Consider the following 23592-nt stretch of genomic DNA (forward strand, 5'->3'; position numbering starts at 1 on the left):
CATGAGTCGTTTCCTGTTCGTCGTGCCGCCGCTGGTCGGCCACACCAATCCCACGATCGGTGTGGCCGCGCGGCTCGTCGAACTCGGCCACGAGGTGGCGTGGGCGGGCCACGAGGAGTTCGTCCGCCATCTCGTCGGCCCGAAGGCCGCCGTGTTCCACTGCGCCGGTCCCGTGCTGGGCCCCGAAGGCGCCGAGCGCCCGCCGGAGATGCGCGGTCCCGCGGCGCTGAAGTTCCTGTGGGAGAACTTCCTCGCCCCGTTGGCCAGGGGCATGGTCCCCGGGGTCCGCGCGGCCTGCGCCGGGTTCCGCCCGGACGTGCTCGTGGTGGACCAGCAGGCGGTGGCGGGCGCCATCGTGGCCAACTCCCTCGGTCTGCCGTGGGCGACCTCCGCGACGACCTCGGCGGAGTTCACCGATCCCCTCGCCAGCATGCCGAAGGTCGAGGAATGGCTGCGGGAGTTGTTGCAGGGCCTGCAAACCGAGTTCGGGGACACTCGGCTCGACATGGATCTCCGGTTCTCTCCTTTCTTGACGCTGGCCTTCACCACGAGGGCGCTGATCGGGGAGACCGCGCACGAGAACGTGCGTTTCGTCGGGCCGTCCATCACCGAGCGCCTCGACAACGACGACTTCCCCGACGCCGAACTGGACGATTCGCGGGCGAAGGTGCTGCTCACCCTGGGCACCGCGAACGCCGACGCCGGTGAGCGCTTCCTGCGCGAGGCCGTGACCGCGCTCGTCGAACGCGCCGACCGGGTCCAGGCGATCGTGGCCGACCCCGCCGGCGCGCTGACGGAGCACCCCGGTGGCGGCGCCGTCGTCGCGGCGCGGATTCCCGTGCTGCGGCTGCTGAAACGACTCGACGCGGTGATCTGCCACGCCGGGCACAACACCGTCTGCGAGACGCTCTCGCACGGGCTGCCGCTCGTGGTCGCCCCCATCCGCGACGACCAGCCGATCGTCGCGCAACAGGTGGTCGACTGCGGCGCGGGCGTCCGGTTGCGGTTCAACCGGGCCACCGCCGAGCAGATCGGCAGGGCCGTGGACTCCGTGCTGTCCGATGTGGACCACCGGGCCGCGGCCGAACGGGTGCGGGACTCCTTCCGCGCGGCCGGCGGGGCGGCCAGCGCGGCGAAGCACCTCGAGCTCCTGGCGCACGACGCCACCGCCACCGCACTCGCGGGCACAGGAGGGACCACAGCGTGACCGCAGGAAAGTCTTCTCGTCGCCGTTCCGGGAAGTGGGTCCGGCGCACCATCCAGGCCGGGCTCATCGCGGGGCTCGTGCTGGACACCGCGCAGCTGCGCCGCAGGCTGGCCGGCCTGCGCACGCTGCCCGACCGCCCCGAGCCCGGCCAGGACCGCTTCCGGGTGCTGGAGGCCGAGGACGTCCGGGTGGACCGGGCGACGCTGGCCGCGGCCCGCGCGCACGCCCAGGCCGAAGGTCTGTCCACTTTGGACCTCGTGCCGCGGGACCTCCCGGTCGCCCAGGCGCTTGACCTGTTGCGCGCGGTGGACCCGACGACCTACCGCACCGACCGGCAGGCCCCCGGGCGGGGCGCGCTGCACGCGACGCTGGCCGATGACGGCGTGCTCCGCGCGGCGGGAATCCCCACCGACAACGGGCATCCGAGCGCGCCGGAGCTGGCCGAGGCGATCGCCCAGCTGAAGCTGCACGCGCCCGGCGGCACCGACCTCATCGTGGCGCCGCGGCTGACCAGCGCGCCGGACGTGGTGGCCAAGGACCCCGAGGTGCTGGCGTCGATGCACGGCGAGAACACGATGGGCGCTCTGCTGCCGCAGATCGCCTGGCTGTCCACGCTCGCGGCGAGCACGCTGATCAATCCCGCGTGGGCCTTGGCCGCGATCGGCGCGTGGTCGGCCCAGCCGATGATCGTGTTCTACGGCAGCAAGAACATGCGCCCGGCGGACCTGTTGTCCTACAGCGCGACCCGGGCGGTGAAGGAGCCCAAGCGGCTGTTCGCCGCGATCGCGACCGCCCAGTCCCGCACGGTCGAGCGGGTGGACCCGGTCGAGGAACGCCGCGCCTCCTACCAGGCCGAGCTGTCCAAGGGCACCGAGCGCTTCTTCGGCGAACGCCGCACCGACTGCCCGTGGTGCTCCTCGACGCGCCTGGAAACCCGGTTGCGCACGCGTGATCTGCTCCAGCGCAAGCCGGGCACGTTCGTGCTGGACCGCTGCCAGGACTGCGGGCACGTCTTCCAGAACCCGCGGCTGAGCCCGGCGGGCCTGGACTTCTACTACCGGGACTTCTACGACGGCCTCGGCGAGAAGAAACTCGACTCGCTGTTCAAGGCGCGCGGGGTGATGTACCGCCCGCGCGCGGAGTCGATGAAGCGGTTCGCCCAGCCCGAGTCCTGGCTCGACGTGGGCACCGGCCACGGCCACTTCTGCAACGCCGCGCGGGAGGTGTGGCCGCAGACCACCTTCGACGGCCTGGACATCACCGACGGCATCAAGCTCGCCGAGCACCGCGGCTGGATCGACCGCGGCTACCGCGGCAGCTTCGTCGAACTGGCCCCGTCGATGGCCGCGAACTACGACGTGGTCAGCATGTTCCACTACATGGAGCACAGCCTGGACCCGAAGCTGGAGCTGGAGGCGGCGCACACCGCGCTGCGCTCCGGCGGGCACCTGCTCATCGAGGTGCCCGACCCCGAGGCCCGCTGGGCCGACCTGCTCGGCAAGTGGTGGATGCCGTGGCTCCAGCCGCAGCACCTGCACTTCGTCTCGATCGGCAACCTCCGGCGGCAGCTGGAGAAGATGGGCTTCACCGTGGTGCTGGAGCAGCGCGCCGAGGCGCACGAGCCCATCGACCTGCTGTCGGCGGCGTGGACGCGGCTGAGCAACCTGGCGGCCAGCGGCGAGGACCTGCCGTGGTACCCGGCCAAGCCCGAACCCGCCCGCAAGGCGATCCGCGCGGCCACGCTCGCCGTCGGCAGCCCGTTCCTGCTGGCGGCCAGCCTCGCCGACGGCGCACTCCGCCCCTTCGCGGCGCGCCTGGGCCTGACCAACGCCTACCGCGTCATCGCCCGCAAATCCTGACCACCGCCGTTGTGCCCTGAACGAGTCGTTCGGGGACCTGAACGCCCCAAATGAGTCATTGGGGTACTTCAGCGCCCCCAATGACTCATTCAGGGCATCGTGACGCCCAGGGTTCGCCAGTCTTCAAGTACCACCAACCCCCACCCCAGCGGTCTTTAACCACCCCCAACCCCCACGCACCCGCCCACGCGAGTGCCCTGAACGAGTCGTTTGGGGCGTTGGTGTCCCTGAACGAGTCGTTCAGGGACACCAACGCCCCAAACGCGGCATTGGCGTACGGGTAGGATCGCCGGTCGTGCGCGAGGAGCTGTGGCGGAAAGTGCCGGTCGGACCACACACTCCACAGTGGACGACCGTGCCCGCCGAGAAGACGGTGCTGGCGGTGGTGCACAACGTCACCGCCGCCACCCGGCTGCTCGACGTGCTACCGCTCGTCGCAGACGATCCCAGGGTGCAGGTGGTGTTCACCTGCACCGGGTCGTCCGCGTTCTCACCCGGCACCGAGGAATGGTTGCTGCGGCGCGGAATCGACACCGTGCCGTGGTCCCAGGCCGTGCAGGTCCCGTTCGACGCCGCGATCTCCGCGAGCTACGGCGGCGCGCTGCACGACGTCCAAGCCCCCATGATCGTTGTACCTCACGGAATGGGGTACAATAAATACTCGCCCGGAAATCGGAAATCGGAAATCGGAAATCGGTTTTCGGTTTGTCGGTTCCGTGGCTGTTCTCGAGCGGCGGACTCATCCCCTCGGTCATCGTGCTGTCACACGACGAACAGCTGGACCGGTTGCGTCTGGCCAGCCCCGAAGCCGCCGAAGTCGCTGTTGTGGCGGGAGATCCGTGCTTCGACCGGATGCTGGCCGGGTTACCGCTGCGCGAGACCTACCGCGCCGCTTTCGGTGTCGCTCCCGGGCAACGGCTGGTCCTGATCTCCTCGACGTGGGGACAGCATTCTCTCTACAGCGCGAACCCTGAGCTTCCCGGCCTTCTCGCCCGCTCCTTCCCGCAGGACGAGTACAAGTTCGTCATCGCCTTGCACCCCAACGTCTGGGCGGCCCATGGGACCTGGCAGGTCGAACGCTGGCTAGCGCGCTCCGGCGTCCTGGCCGTCCCACCGGAGGAAGGCTGGCGCGCCGCGGCGATCGCGGCCGATCTCGTGATCGGCGACCACGGCTCGGTCCCGTTCTACGCCGCCGCGCTCGGAACACCCTTGCTGCTGGCCATAAAACAACGAGATCAGGTCGATCCCGCTTCACCGGTCGGGCTCCTCAACGCGGCCGCTCCGCTGCTCGACCCCGGCCGCGACCTGATGGAGCAGATCAAGGTGGCCCCTCGGACGATCATCGACCTGGCCACCTCGACTCCCGGAGAGTCGGCGAAGTTGTTGCGCACAGCCATCTACTCCGCTATGGGGCTGCTCGAACCCGACACTCCCGCCGAGCACACCGCTGTGCCACTCCCGGTGATCCCTACTCCTTCGACGGGTGCTCAGCTGGTCAGAGCGTCGCTCACGGAGTCCACTGTGGACATAACTCGCTGGTCGGCGGAACGTCTGCGCGGCGGGCCCGCTCCGCAGGACACGCATCTGCTGAGCGGAACCGACCAGCCGAAGCGCGAATGGCTCGAACTGGCCGAAGTCCTTGTGCACGAACAACTCGGTGCGCCGGAGAGCTGGATCGGTGTCACCCTCAAGGCGTTACCGGGCTGCCTGCTCGCCGCCATGCCGACAAGGACGGGCTGGCTGGTCGGCGATCGCGACGGGAACCGCGTGCGGTGCACCGGCGAAGACGGACGCGCGATCGCATCAGCGGTCTACGCGTGGTTACTGACTGGGCGCCCGTGGTCGGAGCTGCCGAACCGGTTGACCGTCAACACCGGTCCGATCAGTTCAGTGTGGACAGTCGAGCCCGAATAGCCTCCGCGCGATCACGCAGCCACAGCCGCTCGAACAATGCGAGGGCTTCGGTGTAGTACGCGCGAGCCTCCTCGCCACCCGAGAGGTCTCCCAGTGCCTCAAGTACCAGAGCGATGTCGAACGGCCGGTCCTGTTCCCTCATGATCGCCAGCGCGCTGTCCAGTGCGGCGCGGTCACGGAGGGTCTTGCCGCGCCAGGTCAGCACCTTGCCGAGGTTGTACGGCTCGTTCAGCTCACGGAAGGTCTCAGCTGCGGAGTCGAACAGTTCGGCCGACGGCGCGACCTTGCCGAAGTGCAGCTGCGCCAGCGCGATCCGCCGCCGATCGCCGATCTCCATCGCCAAGGAGAGGTTGCGGGACAGCGCTGTGAACGCGTCATCTATCCGGCCGAGGTCCAACAGCACCAGACCGAGGGCTTCCTCCGCTGTCGCGGCCACCTCGGGATCTCCGGCGCCGCGCTCCGCTGCTTCGCGCAGGGTGTCCTCGGCATCGGTCAACCGTCCACTGTGGCGCTCGGCGAACGCGCGCTGAGTCAGCAGCACACTCTCTACTTCGGACAGTCCGAGTTCACGTGCCGCGAGGATGCCAATCTCGTGTGTGGCAAGGAGATCCTCGACGTACTTGCCCGGCTCGTGCAGTGACCACAGCAGCAGGCAAAGCTGCGCCGCGATGAGCAGCTCCCCCATGTCTCCGGCCACGCGCACCGCCCCGGTGAGGTTGGCGCGCTCGGTCTCCAACCACCCACGCGGATCTTCATGTGGCGCGCCCATGACCAAGTCCGGGAAGAACTTCGTCCGCCAGCGCCGGTTCGCCATCACGTACGCCTCAGCGGCGGCCGTCTCCGCGAGGTACCACCGCAACATCCGGACGCGCTCGCCAGAATCCTTCGCCAGACCGCGCGCGTGCGCCCGAACCAAGCCGTGGACCACGAATCGACCGGGCGCCACGGGTTCCACGACGCGCCGGACGCGCAGTTCCCTCAGCCCTTCGCGCACCACCGCCGGATCAGCGGCCGCGGCGAGCGCGCCGAAGGACACATCGCCATCTCCGGGATACAGACCGAGGAGTTCGTAGCAGGTCCGCGCCGCCGGTCCGAGCCTTCGGTAGGCCGCGTCGAACACGGCGGAGACTTCGCTGAGGTTGCCGTCGAACTCATCCAGCAGCTCGCTGATCCGCAGCTCGGGCACGTCGGCGAGCAGGGCCCCGACCACGCACAGCGCGATGGGGAGCCCGCCGCAGAGCCTCAGCAGCGCCTTCACGGCTTCCGGTTCGTCGGCGACGCGGTCGTCCGCGTACTCCTCCAGCAGCACGCGAGCCATCTCGTCCTCAAGCGGCTCCACGTCGATCAGATCGGCGCCGTCCCGCTTCAGACTGCCGAACGCCCCTTGCCCGGTGACCACGACGACCGCCTTCGTCGAGCCCGGCAGGAGCGCACGGACCTGCGCCGGGACGACCGCGTCATCGAGGAAGACCTGAATCGCCTTGTCCCAGCACAAAGAGCGGTACAGCGCCTGCCGGGTCTCCAGGTCGATGGGCAAGGTCGCGCGGTCTTCGCCGAGCGCCACCAGGAAATCCGCGAGGATGTCACTGACCGAGCGGGGTTTTTCAGTCCAGCCGCCGAGGTTCGCGTGCAGCTGACCGTCCGGGTAGTCGCCGATCCGCTCGTGCAGGAAGTGGTTGCCCACCGAGGACTTGCCGCTGCCGCGCATGCCGAGCAGCACCTTCAGCGGCTTCGGCCCGGCCAGCGCGTCGAGCACACGGCGCTGGTTGACCAGCCTCGCCAGGCGCGGCGGCAGCTGGTGCGGCTTCGGCCGTTCCCGGTCGTGGAAGTGGACGTCGCCGTGGATCTGCCCGGCCTGCACCATTTTCCCGGCGATGCCGTCGAAACGATTCTCGGTCACTGGCTTCCCCCGGCCGCTCGCGACAAGATCGACCCGCGAAGGCTACCCGTCCCGGCTCGCCCCGGGACGGACTTCGTCACCATCGGTGGACCGGCAACCACCTAGGTGTCCTACAGGCCATCCACACCACGTAAACTGTGCCCATGCCCCCCCAGCCGCCCTCACACCCCACCTCCGGCGGCCGCAACCTAGAGAACCTCGTTTCGTACTCATAACGGGAAAGAGAGCGCTCCCAAATCCCGGCAAGAGTACGAAACGGAAGTTCTCCAGCCACCTCAGCGCAGGATGCGGATGGCGCGCGTGGGCAAGGTGGCCGTGCTTGTCCCGTTTCGTACTCATAGCGGGTGTGGAGCGCTGCTGAACCCGTTATGAGTACGAAACGGGTCCGGGCGTCACCCACAAGATCGGGTAATCGGGTTACCGCAGGTAGATGCCGATATCTGAAGTATGTCCAAGCGTGGATGGTCCAAGGTGGCGCGCGTCCTGCCCGTGGTCGCGATGCTGGTGACGGTGCTCGACGCGCTGACCAAGCGGCGCAGGCTGGCCGGGCTGCCGGTGCTGCCGCTCGTGCCGAGGCAACGGGCGGGCCAGTCCGAAGTGGACAGACGAGGTTCCACGCTGCGCCTGGTGCGCGCCAAGGGCGTCGTGGTGGACCAGGTCACCGAGGTCGCCGCGCGCGAGCTGGCCGAGCGCGACGGGCTCGCGGTGGTGAACCTGATCCCGCGCGACCTGCCGACCGCGCAAGTGCTGGAGCTCCTGCACGACGTCGACCCGCGCACGTACCGCCAGGACCGGCAGGCGAAGGGTCACGGCGGCGGGCACGCGGTGCTCGCCGAGCACCAGCTGCTGCACAAAGTGGGCCTCCCCCAACGGGGTGCGCCCAGCGCGGTGGAGCTGGCGCGCGCGGAGAAGGAGCTCAAGCCGCACGCGGCGGCCCGCACACAGGTGGTCGTGGCGCCCAGGTTGTGGTCGTCGCCCGCGGTGCTCGCCGAGAGCGCCGAGGTGTTGCGGGTACGGCACGGATCGCGGCTCGGCCCCGACCTGGCCACCTCGCTGTCGATCCCCGCGTTGATCGTCGCAAGTGGACTGTTCAGCCCGGGGTGGGCGCTGGCGGCGCTGGCCGCGTGGTCGGCACACCCGTTGATGGTGCTCAGCGGCAACCGGCACCTCAAGCCGGCGGACCTGTGGTCCTACAGCCTCAAGCGCCTGGTCCGCGAACCGAAGCGGCTCGTGGCGGCGTTGCGCGCGGACGCGGCGCACCAGGCGAACGGCGAGGACCCCGTGCAGCGGCGACGCGCCCAGTACCAGGCCGATCTGGACGCCGGGCTGGACCGGTTCTTCGAGCCGGAGCGCGCCGACTGCCCGTGGTGCGGGGCCACCGAGCTGACGGTGCGGCTGCGCTCCGGCGATCTGCACCAGGGCAAGCCCGGTGAGTTCAAAGTGGACGAATGCCGTTCGTGCGGCCACGTCTTCACCAACCCGCAGCCGACCGCCGAGGGGCTGGCCTTCTACTACCGCGACGCCTACGACGGGCTGAGCGAGGACTTCGTGCAGGGCTTCTTCGCCACGCGGCGCGGCTACTTCCAGCCGCAGGCGGAGACGGTGCGGCCGTTCATCACCCCGGAGAAGTGGCTGGACGTCGGCACCGGGCACGGCCACTTCTGCAACGCCGCCAAGGAGGTCTGGCCCGAGACGAGCTTCCACGGGCTGGACATGAGCGACGGCATCCCCATCGCGGAGCGCCGGGGCTGGGTCGAGCGCGGCTACCGCGGCATGTTCGTCGACCTCGCGTCGAGCATGACCGACCGCTACGACGTGGTCAGCATGTTCCACTACCTGGAGCACAGCAAGGACCCGCAGCTGGAGCTGGAGGCGGCGACGAAGGTGCTGCGGCCCGGCGGGTACCTGCTGATCGACGTGCCCGATCCCGCGTGCCGCTGGGCGAAGCTGCTCGGCAAGTGGTGGTCGATCTGGCTCCAGCCGCAGCACCTGCACTTCTTCCCGGTGGAGAACCTGCGCGAGCGGCTGACCGAGCTGGGCTACACCGTGGTCCTGGAGCAGCACGCGGAGGCGCACCAGCCCGCCGACCTGCTCACCTCGGCCTGGACGGTGCTGCGCGCGGTGGCACCGGAGCGGGATGTGCCGTGGCGCCCGGAGCCGCCGTCGACGCTCAGCCGGATCGCCAGGGGAGCGACCTTCGCGGCCGGAACGCCGCTGATGGCCGCGAGCATCCTGGCCGACAACGCGCTGAAGAACGTCGCGGAGAAGTACAGCCTGTGCAACTCCTACCGACTGCTCGCCCGGAAGGACTGAGCACCGCCTCTAGGCTCGGGCCATGGGTGACACCCGCAGACGGCTCATCGACGGCGTGATCGGGACGATCCGCGCGCACGGCATCACGGCGGTCTCCGCGCGCACGATCGCGGCCACCGCGGGAGTCAACCAGGCGCTGGTCTTCTACCACTTCGACAGCGTCGACAACCTCCTCGCGCAGGCGTGCCTGGTGACGACAGAGGAGCGGGTGGCACGCTTCCGCGAGCGCTTCGCCGAGGTCGACTCGTTCTCCGGACTGCTCGCGCTCGGCGCACGGCTGCACGAGGACGAGCGCGAAGCGGGCAACGTCACCGTGCTCGCGCAGATGCTCGCCGGGGCGCAACGCGATCCGAAGCTGGCCGAGGCGACCGGTGCCGCGGTCCAGCTGTGGATCACCGAGATCGAGCACGTGCTGCGGCGGCTGCTCGCCGGCTCGCCCCTGGAGGACCTGCTCGATCCCACGACGCTGGCGCGGACGGTTGCCGCCACGTTCGTCGGGCTGGAGCTGTTCGAGCCGGTCACCCCGATCGGGTCCACACTGGACGAACTGGCCAAGCTCGTCGAGGTGGTCGACGATCTGGGGCCGGTCGCGCGTCGCGTGGTGCGCGCGAAACTGCGCAACACCGTCAAGAAGGAGCGCGCATGAACGAGGTCACCGCATTCGGCGTGTCCGGCTGGCGCTGGCTCAACCCGCCCGCCGACTGGTCCACTGTGGACGGTCTGGAGGTCACGTCGAAGGACGACAGCGACTTCTGGCGGACGACGCACTACGACTTCGTCAGGGACACCGGGCACGCGCTGCTGCGGCCGGTGCGGGGCGACTTCGTGCTGCGGCTGAGCTTCACCGGCTCCTACGCCGAGCAGTACGACCAGGCGGGCGCGCTGCTGCGGATCGACGACCGGAACTGGATCAAGACCGGGATCGAGTTCGTCGACGGCGAGCACCTGCTCAGCGCCGTGGTGACCAGGGACTTCTCCGACTGGTCGGTGGTGGCGCTCCCGCAGCTCACCGGGTCGGTGTCCCTCGTGGTCGACCGAACCGGTGACGCGGTGACGATCCGTTACGGCCTCGACGAGGACGAGCCGGGCACCATGCTTCGGCTGGCGTACCTCCCGCCCGGTGACGAGGTGCTCGTCGGCCCGATGTGCGCCTCCCCGAAGGGCAAGGGCTTCCCGACCCGGTTCCACCGCTTCGAGGTGGTTGGGTAGCGCGAGTGCCGCCCGGGTACCCGATGTGCTCCACCAGCCAGGAGGTGCGCGATGGGTACCCAGACCGCGGAGGAGACCCCGCGTGCGGAGGCCGCGCAGGAGTTCCTGGTCACCTCGTCGCTGCGCCGCCTGCTCATCATGAGCGTGCTCGGCGTCCTGTTCGTGCTCACCGGGCACGAGCCCTTCGGCACCGCGGCCACCCACGTCGCCGCGGTCGGTCTGGCGATCAGCATGGTGCTGCGCCCCCCGCGCGCCGAACGCGTCCAGGCCCGGGCGGAGCGCACCCGATGGCGGGTCCTCGTGCCCAGGTGGCTCTGCTCCGGACGGGAGCACCAGACGCAGGCGCCCCTGCTCCGCTACCGGATTGACCGGCGTCGATCGGGGTAACCGACATCGTCAGGAAGGGAGCTGACGATGTCGAAGACAGCGAACGCGGAGCCGACCACCGGTGAGCTCGTTTCGCAGTTGTCCGAGCAGGTTTCCCGCCTGGTGCGGGACGAGATGCGGCTCGCACAGGCCGAGTTGAAGGAGAAGGGCAAACGCGCGGGCATGGGTGCGGGCGCGTTCGGGGTGAGCGGGATCCTGGCGCTCTACGGGCTGGCCGCGGTGTTCGCCGGGATCGTGCTGCTGCTGGCGCTGGGCATGGCTCCCTGGCTGGCGGCGTTCGTCGTCGGCGCGGCGCTGCTGCTGATCGCCGGGGTGCTGGCGCTGGTCGGCAAGAAGCAGCTCGCGAAGGCGGTGCCACCGGTACCGGAACAGGCGATCGCCAATGTGCGCCAGGACATCACCGCGCTGAAGGAGGGCACGCCCCGATGACGACGAAGCGGACCAACGACGGCGTTGACGTGATCGGCAGCGCGGAACCCCAGCAGGACAACGAGAAAATGAGTCCGGAGGAGCTGCGGGAGGACATCCTGCACACACGTGCACAGCTCGCCGGAACCGTGGATGCCTTGTCCTACAAGCTGGACGTGAAAGCACGCACGAAGGAGAAGGCGGAACAGCTGCGGGAGAAGGCACAGCTCGCGGTCGGGCACGCGGTCGACTGGGCGCGCACAGTGGACCGCAAGAAGGCGGCCACCACTGTGGGCGGGGTCGCGGCTGGCGTGCTGGTCCTGCGCCTCATGAAACGCAGGAAGGACAAGTGAAATAAGCCCCCGTCGAACTCGACGGGGGCTTATTTCTTGTTGCTAGCCAACAGGCTCGAGTTCCCGGAGCGCCTTGGCGACGGCGTCGACGACGACCGGGTGTCCCAACGGCAACGGCGCACCGGCGTCGTTGCGCGTGTCCTCGCTGACTGCGATCACCCGCACGGGAACGGGAAGTTCCCCGAGCGAACGCTCATCGGTGATCGGGTCCACCAGCAGCACCGAACGTACGACATCGGCGTGCAACTGGGACACCCTCAGCGCGGCCTCCGCGGCAGTCCCGTTCGCGAGCACGTACACGCGCTCCGCGTCCTGGGGCACGAAAGCGAAGGCATCTCCGCGCTGCTCAAGGAAAACCGGCATCCGCACCCAGCCCACCCGGGCGCGGTCGAGCAGCGGCCGCCACGTCGGTGGGAGAGAGCCGCGTTTGGCCTCTCCCTCGGCGTCGAGCACGAGCAGCGCGGGTTCGCGACAGCGACCCTCGTACACCACCGGCGGTCCTTGAGAGCGCGGGGAGTCCATGTTCGCCTCCTAGAACAGGCACAGACAGGCACAGCTCCCCGCCGGATACCCGTTGCGGCGACGGCCTACCCCAGCTCCGCCGCCCACGCGGCCACGACCTCGGAGAGCACCGACAGCGGCAGCGACCCGCCGCTGAGCACGACGTCGTGGAACGCGCGGATGTCGAAGCGGTCGCCGAGCTTGCGCTCCGCCTCCGCGCGCAGCCGCAGGATCTCCAAGCGCCCCACCATGTACGCCAGCGCCTGCCCCGGGTAGGAGATGTAGCGATCGGTCTCCGACTCGATCTCCACCGCGGGCATCGGGGTGTTCTCGGTGAGGTAGTCGATCACCTGCTGACGGCTCCAGCCCAGCGCGTGCACGCCGGTGTCCACCACCAGCCGCGCGGCCCGCATCGAGTCCATCGACAGCATGCCCAGGCGCATGACGTCGTCGGAGTACAGCCCCATCTCGTCGGCCAGCCGCTCGGTGTAGAGGCCCCAGCCCTCGGCGTAGGCCGTCACCACGCTGACCCTGCGCAGCATCGGCAGGTCGGTGAGCTCCTGCGAGATGGCGATCTGGAAGTGGTGGCCCGGCACCGCCTCGTGGAAGGCCAGCGCCTCGCAGCCGAACCGGAACCGCTCGCTCGCCTGGTAGGTGTTGAGGAAGTAGATGCCCGGCCGCGATCCGTCCAACGACGGCGACATGTAGTAGGCGGCGGGACTCGCTGGAGCTTCGGCGGCGGGCACCTCGCGGACCTCGCAGGGCGACTCCGGCTGCACGGTGAACCACTGCGGCGCCGCGGCCTGCGCCTTCGCCACGGCGGTCCGTGCGGCGGTGAGCATCTCGTCGGCGTCGCGCCACCGCATCTCCGGGTCGGTGCGCATCCTGGAGAAGATCTCCGCGAGGTCGGTGGTGCCCCACAGCCGCGAGCCGATCTCCTTGTACTCCTCGGCCAGCTTCGCGATCAGGTCGAGGCCGACGCGGTGCAGCTCCCGCGGGTCGTGGTCGGTGGTGGTGTGCAGCCTGGCCAGCTTGGCGTAGCGCCGCTCGCCCTCGGGCAGCCAGCACAGCCCGGCCCTGTCCTCGGGACGGCCGTGCGGCAGCACCTCGTCGACGAGCAGCGCGCGGTACTTCGCGTAGGCGGGGTGCACGACCTCGGCGAGCACGCGGTCCAGCTCGGCCGCGAACGCCTCGTCGGTGACCGGCCTGCGCAGCACGTCGCCCTCGGTGTCGGCGAGGTAGCGCTCGATGTAGTCGATGGCGCCCTGCACGAGGTGCGCGACCGGCAGCAGGCCGTCGGCCACCGCGGCCACGTTGCGCTCGCCCAGCTCGTCGAGGATCCGCGGGATCTCGCCGAGGCGGGTGAGGTAGGCCCTGGTCTGCTCCGGCGTCTGGCACACCGCCATCGGGATCGCGGTCAGCAGCTCCGCGTAGGGGGCGATGAAGTCGTCGGTGACGGTGAAGTCCTCGAAGCGCACGTCGATCTGGTCCAGCGCGGACTGCGCGTTGTGCACGACGACCGCCCTGGTCACCGCGTCCTGGGCGCTCAGCCCGTCGGCGGGCAGCGCACGCGCGCGGTCGAGGATGCCGGTGTAGCGGGCGACCAGTCCCGCGCGGAAGTCCTCGGAGTGCCCGCCGAGCAGGTGGTCCCGCTCGCGCATCCCGGTGATCGTCGCGAAGACCGGGTTCTGGTCGAAGATCACGTCAAGCAGTTCGTCGGCGAGCCGGTCCACGGCGGACATCCGCTACCCCCAAAGAGTTGTTGTCCTGTTCGCATCCTAACCGCGCCGCGCCCGGAGTCCACCGCTCTTCAAGTACCCCCAACACCCCTCCCCGCGACCGTCAACCGCCCCTAACCCCCATAGCGCCCACGCGGGTTAGGGGCGGTTGACGGTCGTTTTCAGGGGGGTCGGTAGTACTTGAAGACGCTCCAACCCCGGCTGGGACGGGGGCGGAAAGCCGGACTGTTCGGGCACTGCCTAGGCTGGCCGGGTCCCCCGACGCCTGCCCCCTGGGGAGCCATGCCGTTCCTGGCCACGTCATCGCCCGAGGCCAACGGTGACCAGAACCCCTCGGTCACCGAACGCACGCTCGTGCTCCCGACCTGGCTGCGGATCTTCGCCCCCGTGCTGCTCGTGGCGGCGCTCGCGGCGCACGCGGTCACCGTCATCGCCTGGCCGGGCCACCAGATCATGATCGACGTGCTGGTCTACAGCGCGGGCGGCGACGTGGTGCTGCAGGGACGGCCGCTGTACGAGGGACCGGTGCTCAACGCGCTGGAGTTCACCTACACGCCGTTCGCCGCGCTGATCTTCACCCCGCTCGCGCTCTTCGACGCGGACACGCTCAAGATCCTCTCCACGCTGGGCAACCTGGCGCTGCTGGTCGCGGCGATCTGGTTGTCGCTGCGCCGCCTCGGCTACCGCGGCAACCGCGACCTCGTCCTGCTCACCGTGCTGCTGACCGGCCCGCTGTTCTGGCTGGAGGCCGTGCGCACCACGTTCTGGCTGGGCCAGATCAACCTGCTGCTGCTGGTGATCGTGCTGTGGGACCTGACGAGCCGGGCGGGCAACCGCTGGAAGGGAGTCGGCGTCGGCATCGCGGCGGGCATCAAGCTCACCCCCGCGATCTTCATCGTCTACCTGCTGATCACCCGTCGCTTCCGGGCCGCCGGCGTGGCCACGGCGAGCTTCCTCGGCACCATCGGGCTCGGCTTCCTGGTCATCCCGAGCGACGCGGTGAAGTACTGGACGGGCACCTTCTTCACCTCCGGCCGGGTCGGGCCGACGATCTGGCCGAGCAACCAGTCGGTGCGCGGCATGCTGGCGCGGTTCTTCGACACCAACGAGCCGCCGACGATCCTGTGGCTGCTGGTCGCCGGTTCGCTCGGCCTGGCCGGGCTCGCGGTCGCGGCGTGGGCGGCGGGGCGGGGCAACGAGCTGCTCGGCGTCACCATGTGCGGCCTGACCGCCACGATGGTCTCGCCGTTCTCCTGGTGCCACCACTGGGTCTGGTTCGTGCCGCTGCTGGTCTTCCTCGTGCACGCGGCGCTGACCTACCGGGCGCGGGCGGCGACCGCCCTCATCGTCGCGGTGTACCTGCTCGGCTTCGCCTGGCTGGTGAAGGTGCACCAGCTGACCCCGCCGCACACCCCGCCACCGGACAGCGGACTGTTCCTCTGGGACGCGCCGACCTGGCTGGAGCCGTTGAGCAGGAACGTGTACCTGCTGGCGTTCGTGCTGGCACTGGGCTATGTGGCGCACTACCTGCGTCGCACCGCGCCGCGCATCCTGTGATTTCTGTCACGCCTTTGTAATCGCATCACCACCTCCGCCGTGGGACACTCCTTTCTTGTGTGATTTCCCCACAAGCCCTCTTTACTGTGCGTGATGTTCTCACGCACATTCGGCGTAGCCGCTGGTTCTCCCCAGCGATCCAGAGAGCACGAACCCGCACACATGCGCTACTCTGTGCGTATGAGTGTTGCGCTGGAGGATGTCCTGGCCCGAGCGGGACTCCGCGTCACCGCCACCGAGTTCCTCTCCCTCGTGGAGGACGCGGCGCGCAAGCTGGCACCGCCGCACCCCGACCCCGCGGCCTACTTCTCCGCCGACCAGCGCACCGCGTTGGCCGAGGTCGGAGCCGATCTGCGCCCCCGGGCCGCCGAGGAGGCCGACCCCAGGGCGAAGTCCGTCGCGGCCCAGGCCGTGCTGCGCGACTCGGCCCTGTCCGTCGCCGACGCCGCGCGCTGCCTGGACGTGGACACCAGCCGCATCCGGCACCGGGTGAGCGCGGGCCGGTTGACGGGATGGAAGGATCGGGGTGGCTGGCGCCTGCCGGCGTGGCAGTTCACCGACAACGGCGTGCTGCCGGGGCTGGAGGTCGTGCTGGCCTCGATCCCGGCCGATCAGCCGCCGCTGGTGGTGGCCGCCTTCATGACGACGCTCCAGGAGGACCTGATGCTCGGCGACCGCCCCGCAACGCCTCGGGACTGGCTGCTCGCGGGCGGCGACCCGGTCCGGGTGGCCCAGCTCGCCTCGGTTCTGGGGACGCCGGCCTGACGAGAACTCGTCACGCCAGTCGCCCCACGACCGAGACGACAGGACACGAATGGCACGGCTCCCCCAGCCGCCGTCCGCAGCCGCCCTGCAGGCCCTGCTGCGCCGCACCGAAGACGTGGTCGCGGTGCACCGGGCCACTCGCCTGGTGAGGATCTTCGCCGCGGGAGGTACCCACCCCCAGCGATGGAACTCCTTCCGCTACGCGGGACCGCTGCCGCACGCGCGCTTCGACCCGCACCCGCCCGCCGTCGGCGGCGTCTACCAGGAGACGCACGAGAACGGCGTGCTCTACTTCGGCCTGTCCGTGCGGACGAGCGTGGCCGAGGTCTTCCAGGCCACCTCCACGGTGGACCGCCGCACCCGCAGCCCGCACCTGGTGGTCATGCGCCCCAAGCGGACGCTGCGGCTGCTCGACCTCGCCGGGCTCTGGCCGACCAGGGCGGGCGCCTCGCAGGCGATGAGCAGCGGTCCGAAGAACCGCACCCAGGCGTGGGCCAGGGTGATCCGGGCGGCCTACCCGGAGCTCGACGGGCTCTGGTACCGCTCGTCGATGGACTCCGGCAACCCCGCGATCTGCCTGTGGGACCCGCCGGGCGGCAGCGGGATGCCCGCGACGCCCGACGTGCTGCTGCCCCTGGACCACCCCGGCCTGGACCTCCCGCTGGGCCGGATCTGCCAGGAGCTGAACTACACGTTGTTGGGTTGATCGACCCGTAGCCGCACGGAGTACCTGCGCTCCGGCAGTCGCGCCCCGTTCAGCTCGATGTCCTTGTGCACGTCGTCGTCCTGCCAGCCCTGTGAGCGGTAGAAGTTGCGCGCGAGGGCGTTGTCGTCGAGGACCCACAGCACGGCCGTGGTGAACCCGCTCTCGGCGAGGTGCCGCAGTCCCGCGCGGTGCACGGCGCCGCCCGCCCCGGTCCCCCACAGGTCGGGATCGGCGTAGATCGCATAGAGCTCCCCGGTCGGTTCCGGGAAGTCCTCGTCGTCCGAGCGGGCCGCGCCGACCCCCGCGTAGGAGCCGATCCGGCCCGACTCGTCCGCGGCCACGAAGACCGCGGAGGGCCCGGGGGCGGCGATCCACCGCTCCCACCCGGGTACGCGCTGCTCGGGGTCCATCGAGTCGAGGAACGCGTCGTCCACGATTCCCCGGTACGCCCGCCGCCACGCGTTCACGTTGATACGGGCGATTTCCACCGCATCCGCCGCGGCCGCCCGGCGCACTGTCCACATCATGTGGGGAAGCGTGCGCCAAGCGGCCGCAAACAGCGAGTCGATTTCTTCAAGATCTCGATATTCGGTTGGAGCTACGCGAGGTTGGAGCTACCCCAGGTGCCTGCTCCACCAGTCGAGGACGGCGTCGAAGCGCTGCTTCCGGTGACTGGGCAGGCCGCTGCGGCTGAGCTCGTGCCCTTCACCGGGGAACAACAGGAACTCGGCGGCGACTCCGTTGCGGCGCAAGGCGACGAACTGCCGCTGGGCCTGCTCGATCGGGCAGCGCCAGTCCTCCTCGGAGTGCACGACGGCGAACGGGATCGTGACCTTGTCGGCGTGGTAGAGCGGGCTCTGCCGCCGCTGCGCCTCCGGGTCGGCGCCGCAGTACGCCTCCGCGAAGTACCAACCGATGTCGGAGGAACCGGTGAAGGAGTCCCAGGCGTTGACCGCGCGCTCGCTCCACGCCGCCTTGAACCGCTCCCCGTGGTGCGCGGCCAGCCAGCTCGTCATGAAGCCGCCGTACGAACCGCCCATCACACCAACGCGATCGGCGTCACAGTCGGGGCGCTCCAGTGCGGCGTCCAGGAGGGCGAGCACGTCGTCGGCGTCCACGGTGCCCATCGCGCCGATGATCGCGCGGCCGTGCTTCTCGCCGTATCCCGCCGAGCCACGGGGGTTGGGCAGCACAACCGCGTACCCGGCCTCCGCGTACACCTGGGCCTCGTCGAAGAAACCCCAGCCGTAGTAACGGAAAGGCCCGCCGTGCACGTTGAGGAGCACGGGGTGCGGCCCCTCGCCCTTGGGCAGCACGAGCCACCCGTGCACCGGGTAGCCGTCCGGGGCGGTGCCGGAGATCTCGATGGTCTTGTGCAGCCCGGCCGCCCGCACGTCGGCGGCGAAGTCGGTGCGCACCAACGGGTTCTCCGCCTCCAGGGTGACGACCTCACCCGGACTGTCCACTGTGGAGACAACGGCGGCGATGCGGTCGCCGTCCGCGGTGAAGGCGTTGACCACACCGCGCTCGCCGAGCACCGGCTTCAGCTCGTCCAGCACCGCGTTCTCGGCGCCGTCCGGCACCAGGCGGAGTTCGTTCGCCCCGCGCACGCGCACCACGACCAGCACGCCCCCGGGAACCGGCACGGGCACGCCGGAGCCCGACTCGCAGTCGACCGTCTCGGCGTCGGTGAGCCTGGTGCCCGTCGTCGGCTCGCCGCCGATGCTCAGCGGCGCACGGAAAAGCCCGCTGTTGCGCGCCACCGCGTGGATTCCCTCGAAATCGGCGCCGTAGTAGAGGACGTCGCCGTCTGGCAGCGCGACCGGGTGCTCGACCCCACCGCCGGAGCGCACCGCGAGCGTGAGCCCGCCGCTGCCGTCCGCCGGAACGGAGTACAGGTCCTCCTGCAACGTGTCCCAGGCGTCGAGGTCCCGGTCGGAAACGACCAGGAGGTGCGCGCCGTCGGGTGTCCACGCGGGCGAGGCGACGCGTGTCGTGCCATCGGTGAGCTGCACCGGCTCGGCGTCGAAGTCCAGCGCGTCGACCACGAACAACCGCGGTCGCCGGTCGCTGATGAACCCGATGTTGTCGAAGCGGTACTGGTAACCGGTGAAGCGGCGCGGAGCCTCCTTGGCCGCGGTCACGCCTTCCTCGGTGCCGTAGCGCCCCTCTTCGGGGATGCGCGCCACGAAGGCGATGCGCCGGGAGTCCGGGGCCCACACCGGGACGTCCACACCGAGCGGCAACGCGGTGACGGCGCGGGCGTCTCCGCCGGAGGTCGGCATGACGTGCAGCTGCGGCTTGCCGCCCTCCTCCGCCACGCGCAGGAACGCCACCCACTCGCCGTCCGGGGAGATGCGGGGCGCGGAGTCGCGCGTGCCGAAGGTCAGCCGCCACGGCGCCTCAGGGGACTCGGCCAGCGGCACCCGCCACAGCGCGGAGCGGTAGGCGTTGGCCGTCAGGTCCGGCGTCGCCACATCGGTCAGGAGCAGATCTCCGTGCAGGGCCAACGTTCCGGGGGTGTGCAGCAGCGCAAGGTCATCCGGTCGCATGAATCCGGACCGTACCCGACTCTTAGCAAGGCGTACGAAAAAAAGGCGCCATCGTTGTACACCTCGCTACAGCAGCAGCGCCGCCAGGGACTGGGCCGCATGGCGTACCTCCGGCGCGAAGGACTCGATCTGCTCGCGGCCGACGAGGAAGGCGACGCCGGACACGCTGACCCCGCCCACCGGGCGCCCGGACGCGTCCAGCAACGGCGCGGCCACGCAGCGGATCGAGGGCTCGTTCTCCTCGTCGTCGACGGCGTAGCCACGCCGCCGGACCTCGGCGAGTTCGGTGTCCAGCCGGTCGCGCTCGGTGATGGTGGCCGGGGTCCGCCGCGCCTGCCCGGCCGCGCCGAGGACGTCGTCGACCTCGCCCGCGCCGAGGTGCGCCAGGACGCACTTGCCGATCGCCGTGCTGTGCAGCGGCAGCCACATCCCGATCCGGGAGGAGGTGCGGAACGGCTGGTCGGCTTCCACCTTGTGGGTGTAAACCGCGCGGTCCCCCGCTCGCAGCGCGAGGTGCACCGTATGGCCCACCTGGCGTTGCAGCTCGGTGAGCACCTGGTCCACCCCCCGGTCGTCGTCCCCGGCGACCTGGGCGGCCATCGCGCGCAGCCGCGGCCCCGGCGCGTACCGGCCGCCGCCGTGGCTGTGCACGAACCCGCGGTCGGCGAAGGTGCCGAGGATGCGGTGGGCGCTGGGCTTGGGCACCCCGGCCGTCGCGGCGATCTCGGCGAGCCGGTGCGGGGCGCCCGGCATGGACACCGCCTCGAGCACCCGCAGCGCCTTCTCCACGGCGTTCCCGGCGGACGACGAACGACCGTTGCCCCCGGTCTCGGCTGTCATCGCAAACTCCTCGCCGCGTTGATCTGCGACCCACAATTCAAGCAGCGCCCCCGCCGTTCCACAACGTGGAACAATTCGGGCATATTCCCCGGCAGAGCCCCCGGTCGGCCGATCAGGACGGGCCCCGGGGCGGTCGATCACTCCAGTGGGATCACGTGCCCGCGGGGAGGTGCCGGATGACCCAGTTCACCGAGCGCGAGTTCGCCGCGGTGCTGCACGGGCCGCGCGACCTCCGGCTGGAGGAGGTGGACCGGCCGCGACCCGGGCCGGGCCAGGTCCTCGTCCAGATCGAGCGGGTCGGCCTCTGCGGGACCGACCTCAACTACTACGTGGACGGCTACAACGGCCCCACGGTGCTGAGCACGCCCACCGTGCTCGGTCACGAGGCGTCCGGCATCGTCGTCGGAGTCGGCGAGGGCACGCCGCCGAAGCTGCTCGGCAGGCAGGTCGCGCTCGAACCCGCGACCTCCTGCGGGGTCTGCCTGCTGTGCCGCAGCGGCCGGTCCAACCTCTGCTCCAGCGGCTACTGCCTCGGTTCCCCGCCGACCAACGGCGCGCTGCGCGAGCACGTGGTGATCGAGCACCGCCTCGCCCACCCGCTGCCGGAACGGCTCAACCCGGAGGAGGGCGTGCTGATCGAGCCGCTCGCGGTGGGCTGCTGGGCGGTGCACCGCGCCAGGGTCGCCACCGGTCACCGGGTCCTGGTCACCGGCGCGGGCCCGATCGGCCTGCTCACCGCCAAGGCGGCGCTGGCGGCCGGGGCGCTGGAGGTGACCGTCGCCGACGTGCACCCGCAGCGGCTGGAGCTGGCCCGCAGGCTGCACCCCGGCCCGGTGGTGGACCTCAACGCCGACGAGCTGCCCGGCGCGAGCATCGACCGCATGCTGGAGTGCTCCGGTGCCGCGTCGGCCCTGGAGGCGGTGGAATCGCTGAAGCCGGGCGGGGTGATCGCGCTCGTCGGCGTCCCCCAGCGCTGGCCCGCCGCGCCCCTGGGCTACGTGCAGCGGTGGGAGGTCGACCTGGTCGGCTGCTTCCGCTACGGCCCGGCCGCCTTCCGCAGCGCCATCGGCTGGTCGGGCACCGGCCGCGTCCGGCTCTCCGGCCTGGTCACGGCGAGGTTCTCGCTGGCCCACACCGGCCAGGCGATCGAAACGGCGCTCACCGACCGCACCCAGCTCAAGGTGGTCGTCCAGCCCAACGCCGCCTAGACCCCACACCCCGATCGACCACCACCGCAGCCGAGACATGCCCGTCGTTGGGGCGTCTTCAAGTACCCCCGGCCCCCACCCAGAACGTCTTCAACCGCCCCCAACCCCGGCCACCGACCGGGGTTGGGGGCGGTTCGCGACCGCTGGAACGGGGGTTCGGGGTACTTGAAGACCGGCGGACCCCGCTGGAAGCCGGAGACGACAACGGGGCCGGTGCGCGTGCGCACCGGCCCCGTTCGACGTCGTGTCGCGGCTAGTCGAGCTGCTTGACCGCCTCCGGGTCGCGCCGGACCTTGATGAGGCTGGCGATGGTGGTGATCGCCAGGACGCCGACGATCACCGACAGCGAGAGCTCGATGCCGATGTGCGGCACGTCCAGCGGCTGGCCGTCGTTGATGAACGACAGCTGGTTGGTGGCCAGCGCCTCCAGGATCAGCTTCACGCCGATGAAGCCCAGGATCACCGAGAGGCCGACGGAGAGGTAGACCAGCTTGTTCAGCAGGCCGCCGATGAGGAAGTACAGCTGCCGCAGGCCCATCAGCGCGAAGGCGTTGGCGGTGAAGACCAGGTAGGTCTCCTTGGTGAGACCGAAGATCGCCGGGATCGAGTCCAGCGCGAAGAGCAGGTCGGTCGAGCCGATGGCCACCATGACCACGAACATCGGGGTGACCCAGCGCTTGCCGTCGATGCGCACGAAGGACTTGGCCTCGTGGTACTCCTTGGTCACCGGGAGGACCCTGCGGATCGCGCGCAGGAACAGGTTCTCCTTGAACTCCTCGTCGTCGTGCCCGGTGAACGCCAGCTTCCAGCCGGTGTAGATCAGGAACGCGCCGAAGAGGAAGAACACCCAGGTGAAGCGCTCGATGAGCTGCGCGCCCGCCGCGATGAACGCGCCGCGCATGACCAGCGCCATCAGGATGCCGATCAGCAGCACCTTGTGCTGGTGGATCGCCGGCACCGAGAACGTCGACATGATGATGACGAAGATGAAGAGATTGTCGATCGAGAGCGAGTACTCGGTGATATAGCCGGCGAAGAACTCACCGGCGAACTGCCATCCGGAAAACATCCAGATGCCCAGTCCGAACAGAACCGCGAGCGCGATGTAGAAGACGACCCATCTGGACGCCTCACCGATCGTGACCTCGTGCGGCTTTCTGTCCACGATCACGAGATCGATCGCGATCAGGACGAGCAGGCCGACGATCGTCGCGATCCACAGCCAGACGGGAACGTTCACCATTCACCTCCGGTTCACAGGCATGCGCCATTGACCGGAGGTCTCTTCCGCCGACTGAGCTCAGCCGACCGACGGCACCGGGAGGGAAGCCCTCCGTGATGACGATGCCGCCGCGAAGGAATACTCCCCTCCAACAACGGAGCAAGATTCTCATGCCCGACCGCCCCCGCACCAGCGGGGGTGAGCGGACACACGCTGCACGCGTCCCGGCAGGGCTGGGACGATGTGCAGCCATGATCCTCGAAGTCGCCGAGATCCTTGTCCAGCCGGGCGAGGAAGAGGAGTTCGAAGCCGCCTACCGGGTGGCCGTCGCCCATCTCCTCGGCAGCCCCGGTTGCCGTTCCGCCCGTCTGACCAGGGGCGTCGAGAACCCGAGCCGGTTCGTGCTGTTCGTGGAGTGGGACAGCGTTCAGGCCCACACCGAAGGCTTCCGGAACTCCCCCGCGTTCACCCGTTGGAGGGATGGCATCGGCCGCTTCCTGGTCGGTGCCCCGCGGGTCGAACACTTCGTTCCCGCTGGTGAGTGAGCGTGCGGTGGCAGCACTGACAAAAGTCACGGCTGGGCCGGGCGCCCCGACCGTGCGACGATCAGCGATGTGATCGTCACGATCGCCGAGATCATCATCCGTCCCGGTGACGAGAAGGCGTTCATCGCCGCCTACCACGAGGCGTCCCGGCATATCGCCGACTCGCCTGGCTGCCGGATGCTCCGCCTGGTCCGCGGGATCGAACAACCGAACCGTTTTCTTCTCCTGTCCGAGTGGGTTTCACTCGAATCTCACATCGAGGGTTTCTATGGCTCGGACGGTTTCCTGTCGTGGCGCGCGGGCGTATGCGAATTCTTCGTCGAACCGCCCTGCGTCGAACACGTCGTGGACCTGCGGGACTCCGACCGGGAACACCTGCCGTAGTGCCACGAGCACGGTGCGTTGAT

22 protein-coding genes are annotated in these 23592 nt (G+C 69.9%); 15 read left to right on the forward strand and 7 right to left on the reverse strand.

Annotated features, from left to right (window positions below; translation table 11 throughout):
• The first annotated feature begins 1 nt into the window (after nucleotide 1).
• The 3 genes from NLX83_RS24590 to NLX83_RS24600 all read left to right on the forward strand — a co-directional run bounded on the left by NLX83_RS24590 (nucleotide 2) and on the right by NLX83_RS24600 (nucleotide 4980).
• Entirely contained in the window at nucleotides 2-1207 is a 1206-nt protein-coding gene (locus NLX83_RS24590) for a glycosyltransferase (RefSeq protein ID WP_254237518.1), read from the forward strand.
• Complete coding sequence (locus NLX83_RS41965; protein ID WP_254237519.1) at nucleotides 1204-3066, forward strand: class I SAM-dependent methyltransferase; 1863 nt, start codon at nucleotides 1204-1206, stop codon at nucleotides 3064-3066. The genes NLX83_RS24590 and NLX83_RS41965 overlap by 4 nt, the downstream gene beginning before the upstream one ends.
• A gap of 756 nt (nucleotides 3067-3822) precedes the next feature.
• Entirely contained in the window at nucleotides 3823-4980 is a 1158-nt protein-coding gene (locus NLX83_RS24600) for a hypothetical protein (RefSeq protein WP_254237520.1), read from the forward strand.
• Here the strand turns inward: NLX83_RS24600 and NLX83_RS24605 are convergent.
• On the reverse strand, nucleotides 4949-6880 hold the full coding sequence (locus NLX83_RS24605) for a tetratricopeptide repeat protein (protein WP_254237521.1): 1932 nt from the start codon (nucleotides 6878-6880) through the stop codon (nucleotides 4949-4951). The two genes, NLX83_RS24600 and NLX83_RS24605, sit on opposite strands and share 32 nt — an antisense overlap.
• A 447-nt stretch (nucleotides 6881-7327) precedes the next feature.
• On the opposite strand from NLX83_RS24605, the gene NLX83_RS24610 reads away from it, so the two are divergent.
• The 6 genes from NLX83_RS24610 to NLX83_RS24635 are packed head-to-tail and all read left to right on the forward strand — an operon-like array spanning nucleotide 7328 to nucleotide 11550.
• Nucleotides 7328-9193, forward strand: a complete 1866-nt coding sequence (locus NLX83_RS24610; RefSeq protein ID WP_254237522.1) for a class I SAM-dependent methyltransferase — start codon at nucleotides 7328-7330, stop codon at nucleotides 9191-9193.
• Nucleotides 9194-9215: 22 nt separating this feature from the next.
• Nucleotides 9216-9839 (forward strand): TetR/AcrR family transcriptional regulator, encoded by a 624-nt coding sequence (locus NLX83_RS24615; RefSeq protein ID WP_254237523.1) that lies wholly within the window; start codon nucleotides 9216-9218, stop codon nucleotides 9837-9839.
• A complete protein-coding gene (locus NLX83_RS24620) occupies nucleotides 9836-10402 on the forward strand; it encodes a DUF1349 domain-containing protein (RefSeq protein WP_254237524.1) in 567 nt (188 codons plus the stop codon). Before NLX83_RS24615 ends, NLX83_RS24620 begins: the two co-directional genes overlap by 4 nt.
• 51 nt (nucleotides 10403-10453) lie before the next feature.
• Entirely contained in the window at nucleotides 10454-10789 is a 336-nt protein-coding gene (locus tag NLX83_RS24625) for a hypothetical protein (RefSeq protein ID WP_254237525.1), read from the forward strand.
• A gap of 27 nt (nucleotides 10790-10816) precedes the next feature.
• Nucleotides 10817-11218 (forward strand): phage holin family protein, encoded by a 402-nt coding sequence (locus tag NLX83_RS24630; RefSeq protein WP_254237526.1) that lies wholly within the window; start codon nucleotides 10817-10819, stop codon nucleotides 11216-11218.
• Nucleotides 11215-11550: a DUF3618 domain-containing protein gene (locus NLX83_RS24635; protein WP_254237527.1), complete on the forward strand. Its 336-nt coding sequence runs from the start codon at nucleotides 11215-11217 to the stop codon at nucleotides 11548-11550. The genes NLX83_RS24630 and NLX83_RS24635 overlap by 4 nt, the downstream gene beginning before the upstream one ends.
• Nucleotides 11551-11592: 42 nt before the next feature.
• Here NLX83_RS24635 and NLX83_RS24640 read toward each other — a convergent pair whose 3' ends face one another.
• Complete coding sequence (locus NLX83_RS24640; RefSeq protein WP_254237528.1) at nucleotides 11593-12042, reverse strand: hypothetical protein; 450 nt, start codon at nucleotides 12040-12042, stop codon at nucleotides 11593-11595.
• Between the two features lie 95 nt (nucleotides 12043-12137).
• Nucleotides 12138-13793 (reverse strand): DUF885 domain-containing protein, encoded by a 1656-nt coding sequence (locus NLX83_RS24645; protein WP_254237529.1) that lies wholly within the window; start codon nucleotides 13791-13793, stop codon nucleotides 12138-12140.
• Between the two features lie 279 nt (nucleotides 13794-14072).
• On the opposite strand from NLX83_RS24645, the gene NLX83_RS24650 reads away from it, so the two are divergent.
• From NLX83_RS24650 to NLX83_RS24660, 3 genes are all read left to right on the forward strand, one after another.
• Nucleotides 14073-15347 carry a glycosyltransferase 87 family protein gene (locus NLX83_RS24650; protein WP_254237530.1) on the forward strand — a complete coding sequence of 425 codons (1275 nt, stop codon included), beginning with the start codon at nucleotides 14073-14075 and terminating at the stop codon, nucleotides 15345-15347.
• 180 nt (nucleotides 15348-15527) lie between these two features.
• Nucleotides 15528-16112, forward strand: coding sequence for a DNA-binding protein (locus tag NLX83_RS24655; RefSeq protein WP_254237531.1), 585 nt, complete (start codon nucleotides 15528-15530; stop codon nucleotides 16110-16112).
• 49 nt (nucleotides 16113-16161) lie between these two features.
• Complete coding sequence (locus tag NLX83_RS24660; protein ID WP_030431495.1) at nucleotides 16162-16818, forward strand: RES family NAD+ phosphorylase; 657 nt, start codon at nucleotides 16162-16164, stop codon at nucleotides 16816-16818.
• Here the strand turns inward: NLX83_RS24660 and NLX83_RS24665 are convergent.
• The 3 genes from NLX83_RS24665 to NLX83_RS24675 all read right to left on the reverse strand — a co-directional run bounded on the left by NLX83_RS24665 (nucleotide 16800) and on the right by NLX83_RS24675 (nucleotide 20210).
• The gene (locus tag NLX83_RS24665) at nucleotides 16800-17345 is read right to left on the reverse strand and encodes a GNAT family N-acetyltransferase (RefSeq protein WP_254237532.1); all 546 of its coding nucleotides are present in this window, start codon (nucleotides 17343-17345) and stop codon (nucleotides 16800-16802) included. The two genes, NLX83_RS24660 and NLX83_RS24665, sit on opposite strands and share 19 nt — an antisense overlap.
• Before the next feature lie 87 nt (nucleotides 17346-17432).
• Nucleotides 17433-19370, reverse strand: coding sequence for a S9 family peptidase (locus NLX83_RS24670; RefSeq protein ID WP_254237533.1), 1938 nt, complete (start codon nucleotides 19368-19370; stop codon nucleotides 17433-17435).
• A 66-nt stretch (nucleotides 19371-19436) separates the two neighbouring features.
• On the reverse strand, nucleotides 19437-20210 hold the full coding sequence (locus NLX83_RS24675) for an IclR family transcriptional regulator (RefSeq protein WP_254237534.1): 774 nt from the start codon (nucleotides 20208-20210) through the stop codon (nucleotides 19437-19439).
• Between the two features lie 176 nt (nucleotides 20211-20386).
• Between NLX83_RS24675 and NLX83_RS24680 the strand changes: the two genes are divergently transcribed.
• Entirely contained in the window at nucleotides 20387-21418 is a 1032-nt protein-coding gene (locus NLX83_RS24680; protein ID WP_254237535.1) for an alcohol dehydrogenase catalytic domain-containing protein, read from the forward strand.
• A gap of 253 nt (nucleotides 21419-21671) precedes the next feature.
• Here the strand turns inward: NLX83_RS24680 and NLX83_RS24685 are convergent, their stop codons facing one another.
• Complete coding sequence (locus tag NLX83_RS24685; RefSeq protein ID WP_254237536.1) at nucleotides 21672-22658, reverse strand: TerC family protein; 987 nt, start codon at nucleotides 22656-22658, stop codon at nucleotides 21672-21674.
• Between the two features lie 233 nt (nucleotides 22659-22891).
• Between NLX83_RS24685 and NLX83_RS24690 the strand changes: the two genes are divergently transcribed.
• Entirely contained in the window at nucleotides 22892-23185 is a 294-nt protein-coding gene (locus NLX83_RS24690) for an antibiotic biosynthesis monooxygenase family protein (RefSeq protein ID WP_254237537.1), read from the forward strand.
• Nucleotides 23186-23254: 69 nt separating this feature from the next.
• Nucleotides 23255-23569, forward strand: a complete 315-nt coding sequence (locus NLX83_RS24695; RefSeq protein ID WP_254237538.1) for an antibiotic biosynthesis monooxygenase family protein — start codon at nucleotides 23255-23257, stop codon at nucleotides 23567-23569.
• The last annotated feature ends 23 nt before the right edge of the window (nucleotides 23570-23592 follow it).

The sequence above is a fragment of the Allokutzneria sp. A3M-2-11 16 genome (assembly GCF_024213555.1).
Lineage (GTDB): Bacteria > Actinomycetota > Actinomycetes > Mycobacteriales > Pseudonocardiaceae > Allokutzneria.

Excerpts from the sequence above, each read along its gene's own strand:
- NLX83_RS24590 (WP_254237518.1), top strand. The coding sequence starts at position 2 with ATGAGTCGTTTCCTGTTCGTCGTGCCGCCGCTGGTCGGCCACACCAAT.
- NLX83_RS24610 (WP_254237522.1), top strand. The coding sequence starts at position 7,328 with ATGTCCAAGCGTGGATGGTCCAAGGTGGCGCGCGTCCTGCCCGTGGTC.
- NLX83_RS24615 (WP_254237523.1), top strand. The coding sequence starts at position 9,216 with ATGGGTGACACCCGCAGACGGCTCATCGACGGCGTGATCGGGACGATC.
- NLX83_RS24620 (WP_254237524.1), top strand. The coding sequence starts at position 9,836 with ATGAACGAGGTCACCGCATTCGGCGTGTCCGGCTGGCGCTGGCTCAAC.
- NLX83_RS24625 (WP_254237525.1), top strand. The coding sequence starts at position 10,454 with ATGGGTACCCAGACCGCGGAGGAGACCCCGCGTGCGGAGGCCGCGCAG.
- NLX83_RS24630 (WP_254237526.1), top strand. The coding sequence starts at position 10,817 with ATGTCGAAGACAGCGAACGCGGAGCCGACCACCGGTGAGCTCGTTTCG.
- NLX83_RS24635 (WP_254237527.1), top strand. The coding sequence starts at position 11,215 with ATGACGACGAAGCGGACCAACGACGGCGTTGACGTGATCGGCAGCGCG.
- NLX83_RS24645 (WP_254237529.1), bottom strand. The coding sequence starts at position 13,793 with ATGTCCGCCGTGGACCGGCTCGCCGACGAACTGCTTGACGTGATCTTC.
- NLX83_RS24650 (WP_254237530.1), top strand. The coding sequence starts at position 14,073 with ATGCCGTTCCTGGCCACGTCATCGCCCGAGGCCAACGGTGACCAGAAC.
- NLX83_RS24655 (WP_254237531.1), top strand. The coding sequence starts at position 15,528 with ATGAGTGTTGCGCTGGAGGATGTCCTGGCCCGAGCGGGACTCCGCGTC.
- NLX83_RS24660 (WP_030431495.1), top strand. The coding sequence starts at position 16,162 with ATGGCACGGCTCCCCCAGCCGCCGTCCGCAGCCGCCCTGCAGGCCCTG.
- NLX83_RS24665 (WP_254237532.1), bottom strand. The coding sequence starts at position 17,345 with ATGATGTGGACAGTGCGCCGGGCGGCCGCGGCGGATGCGGTGGAAATC.
- NLX83_RS24670 (WP_254237533.1), bottom strand. The coding sequence starts at position 19,370 with ATGCGACCGGATGACCTTGCGCTGCTGCACACCCCCGGAACGTTGGCC.
- NLX83_RS24675 (WP_254237534.1), bottom strand. The coding sequence starts at position 20,210 with ATGACAGCCGAGACCGGGGGCAACGGTCGTTCGTCGTCCGCCGGGAAC.
- NLX83_RS24680 (WP_254237535.1), top strand. The coding sequence starts at position 20,387 with ATGACCCAGTTCACCGAGCGCGAGTTCGCCGCGGTGCTGCACGGGCCG.
- NLX83_RS24690 (WP_254237537.1), top strand. The coding sequence starts at position 22,892 with ATGATCCTCGAAGTCGCCGAGATCCTTGTCCAGCCGGGCGAGGAAGAG.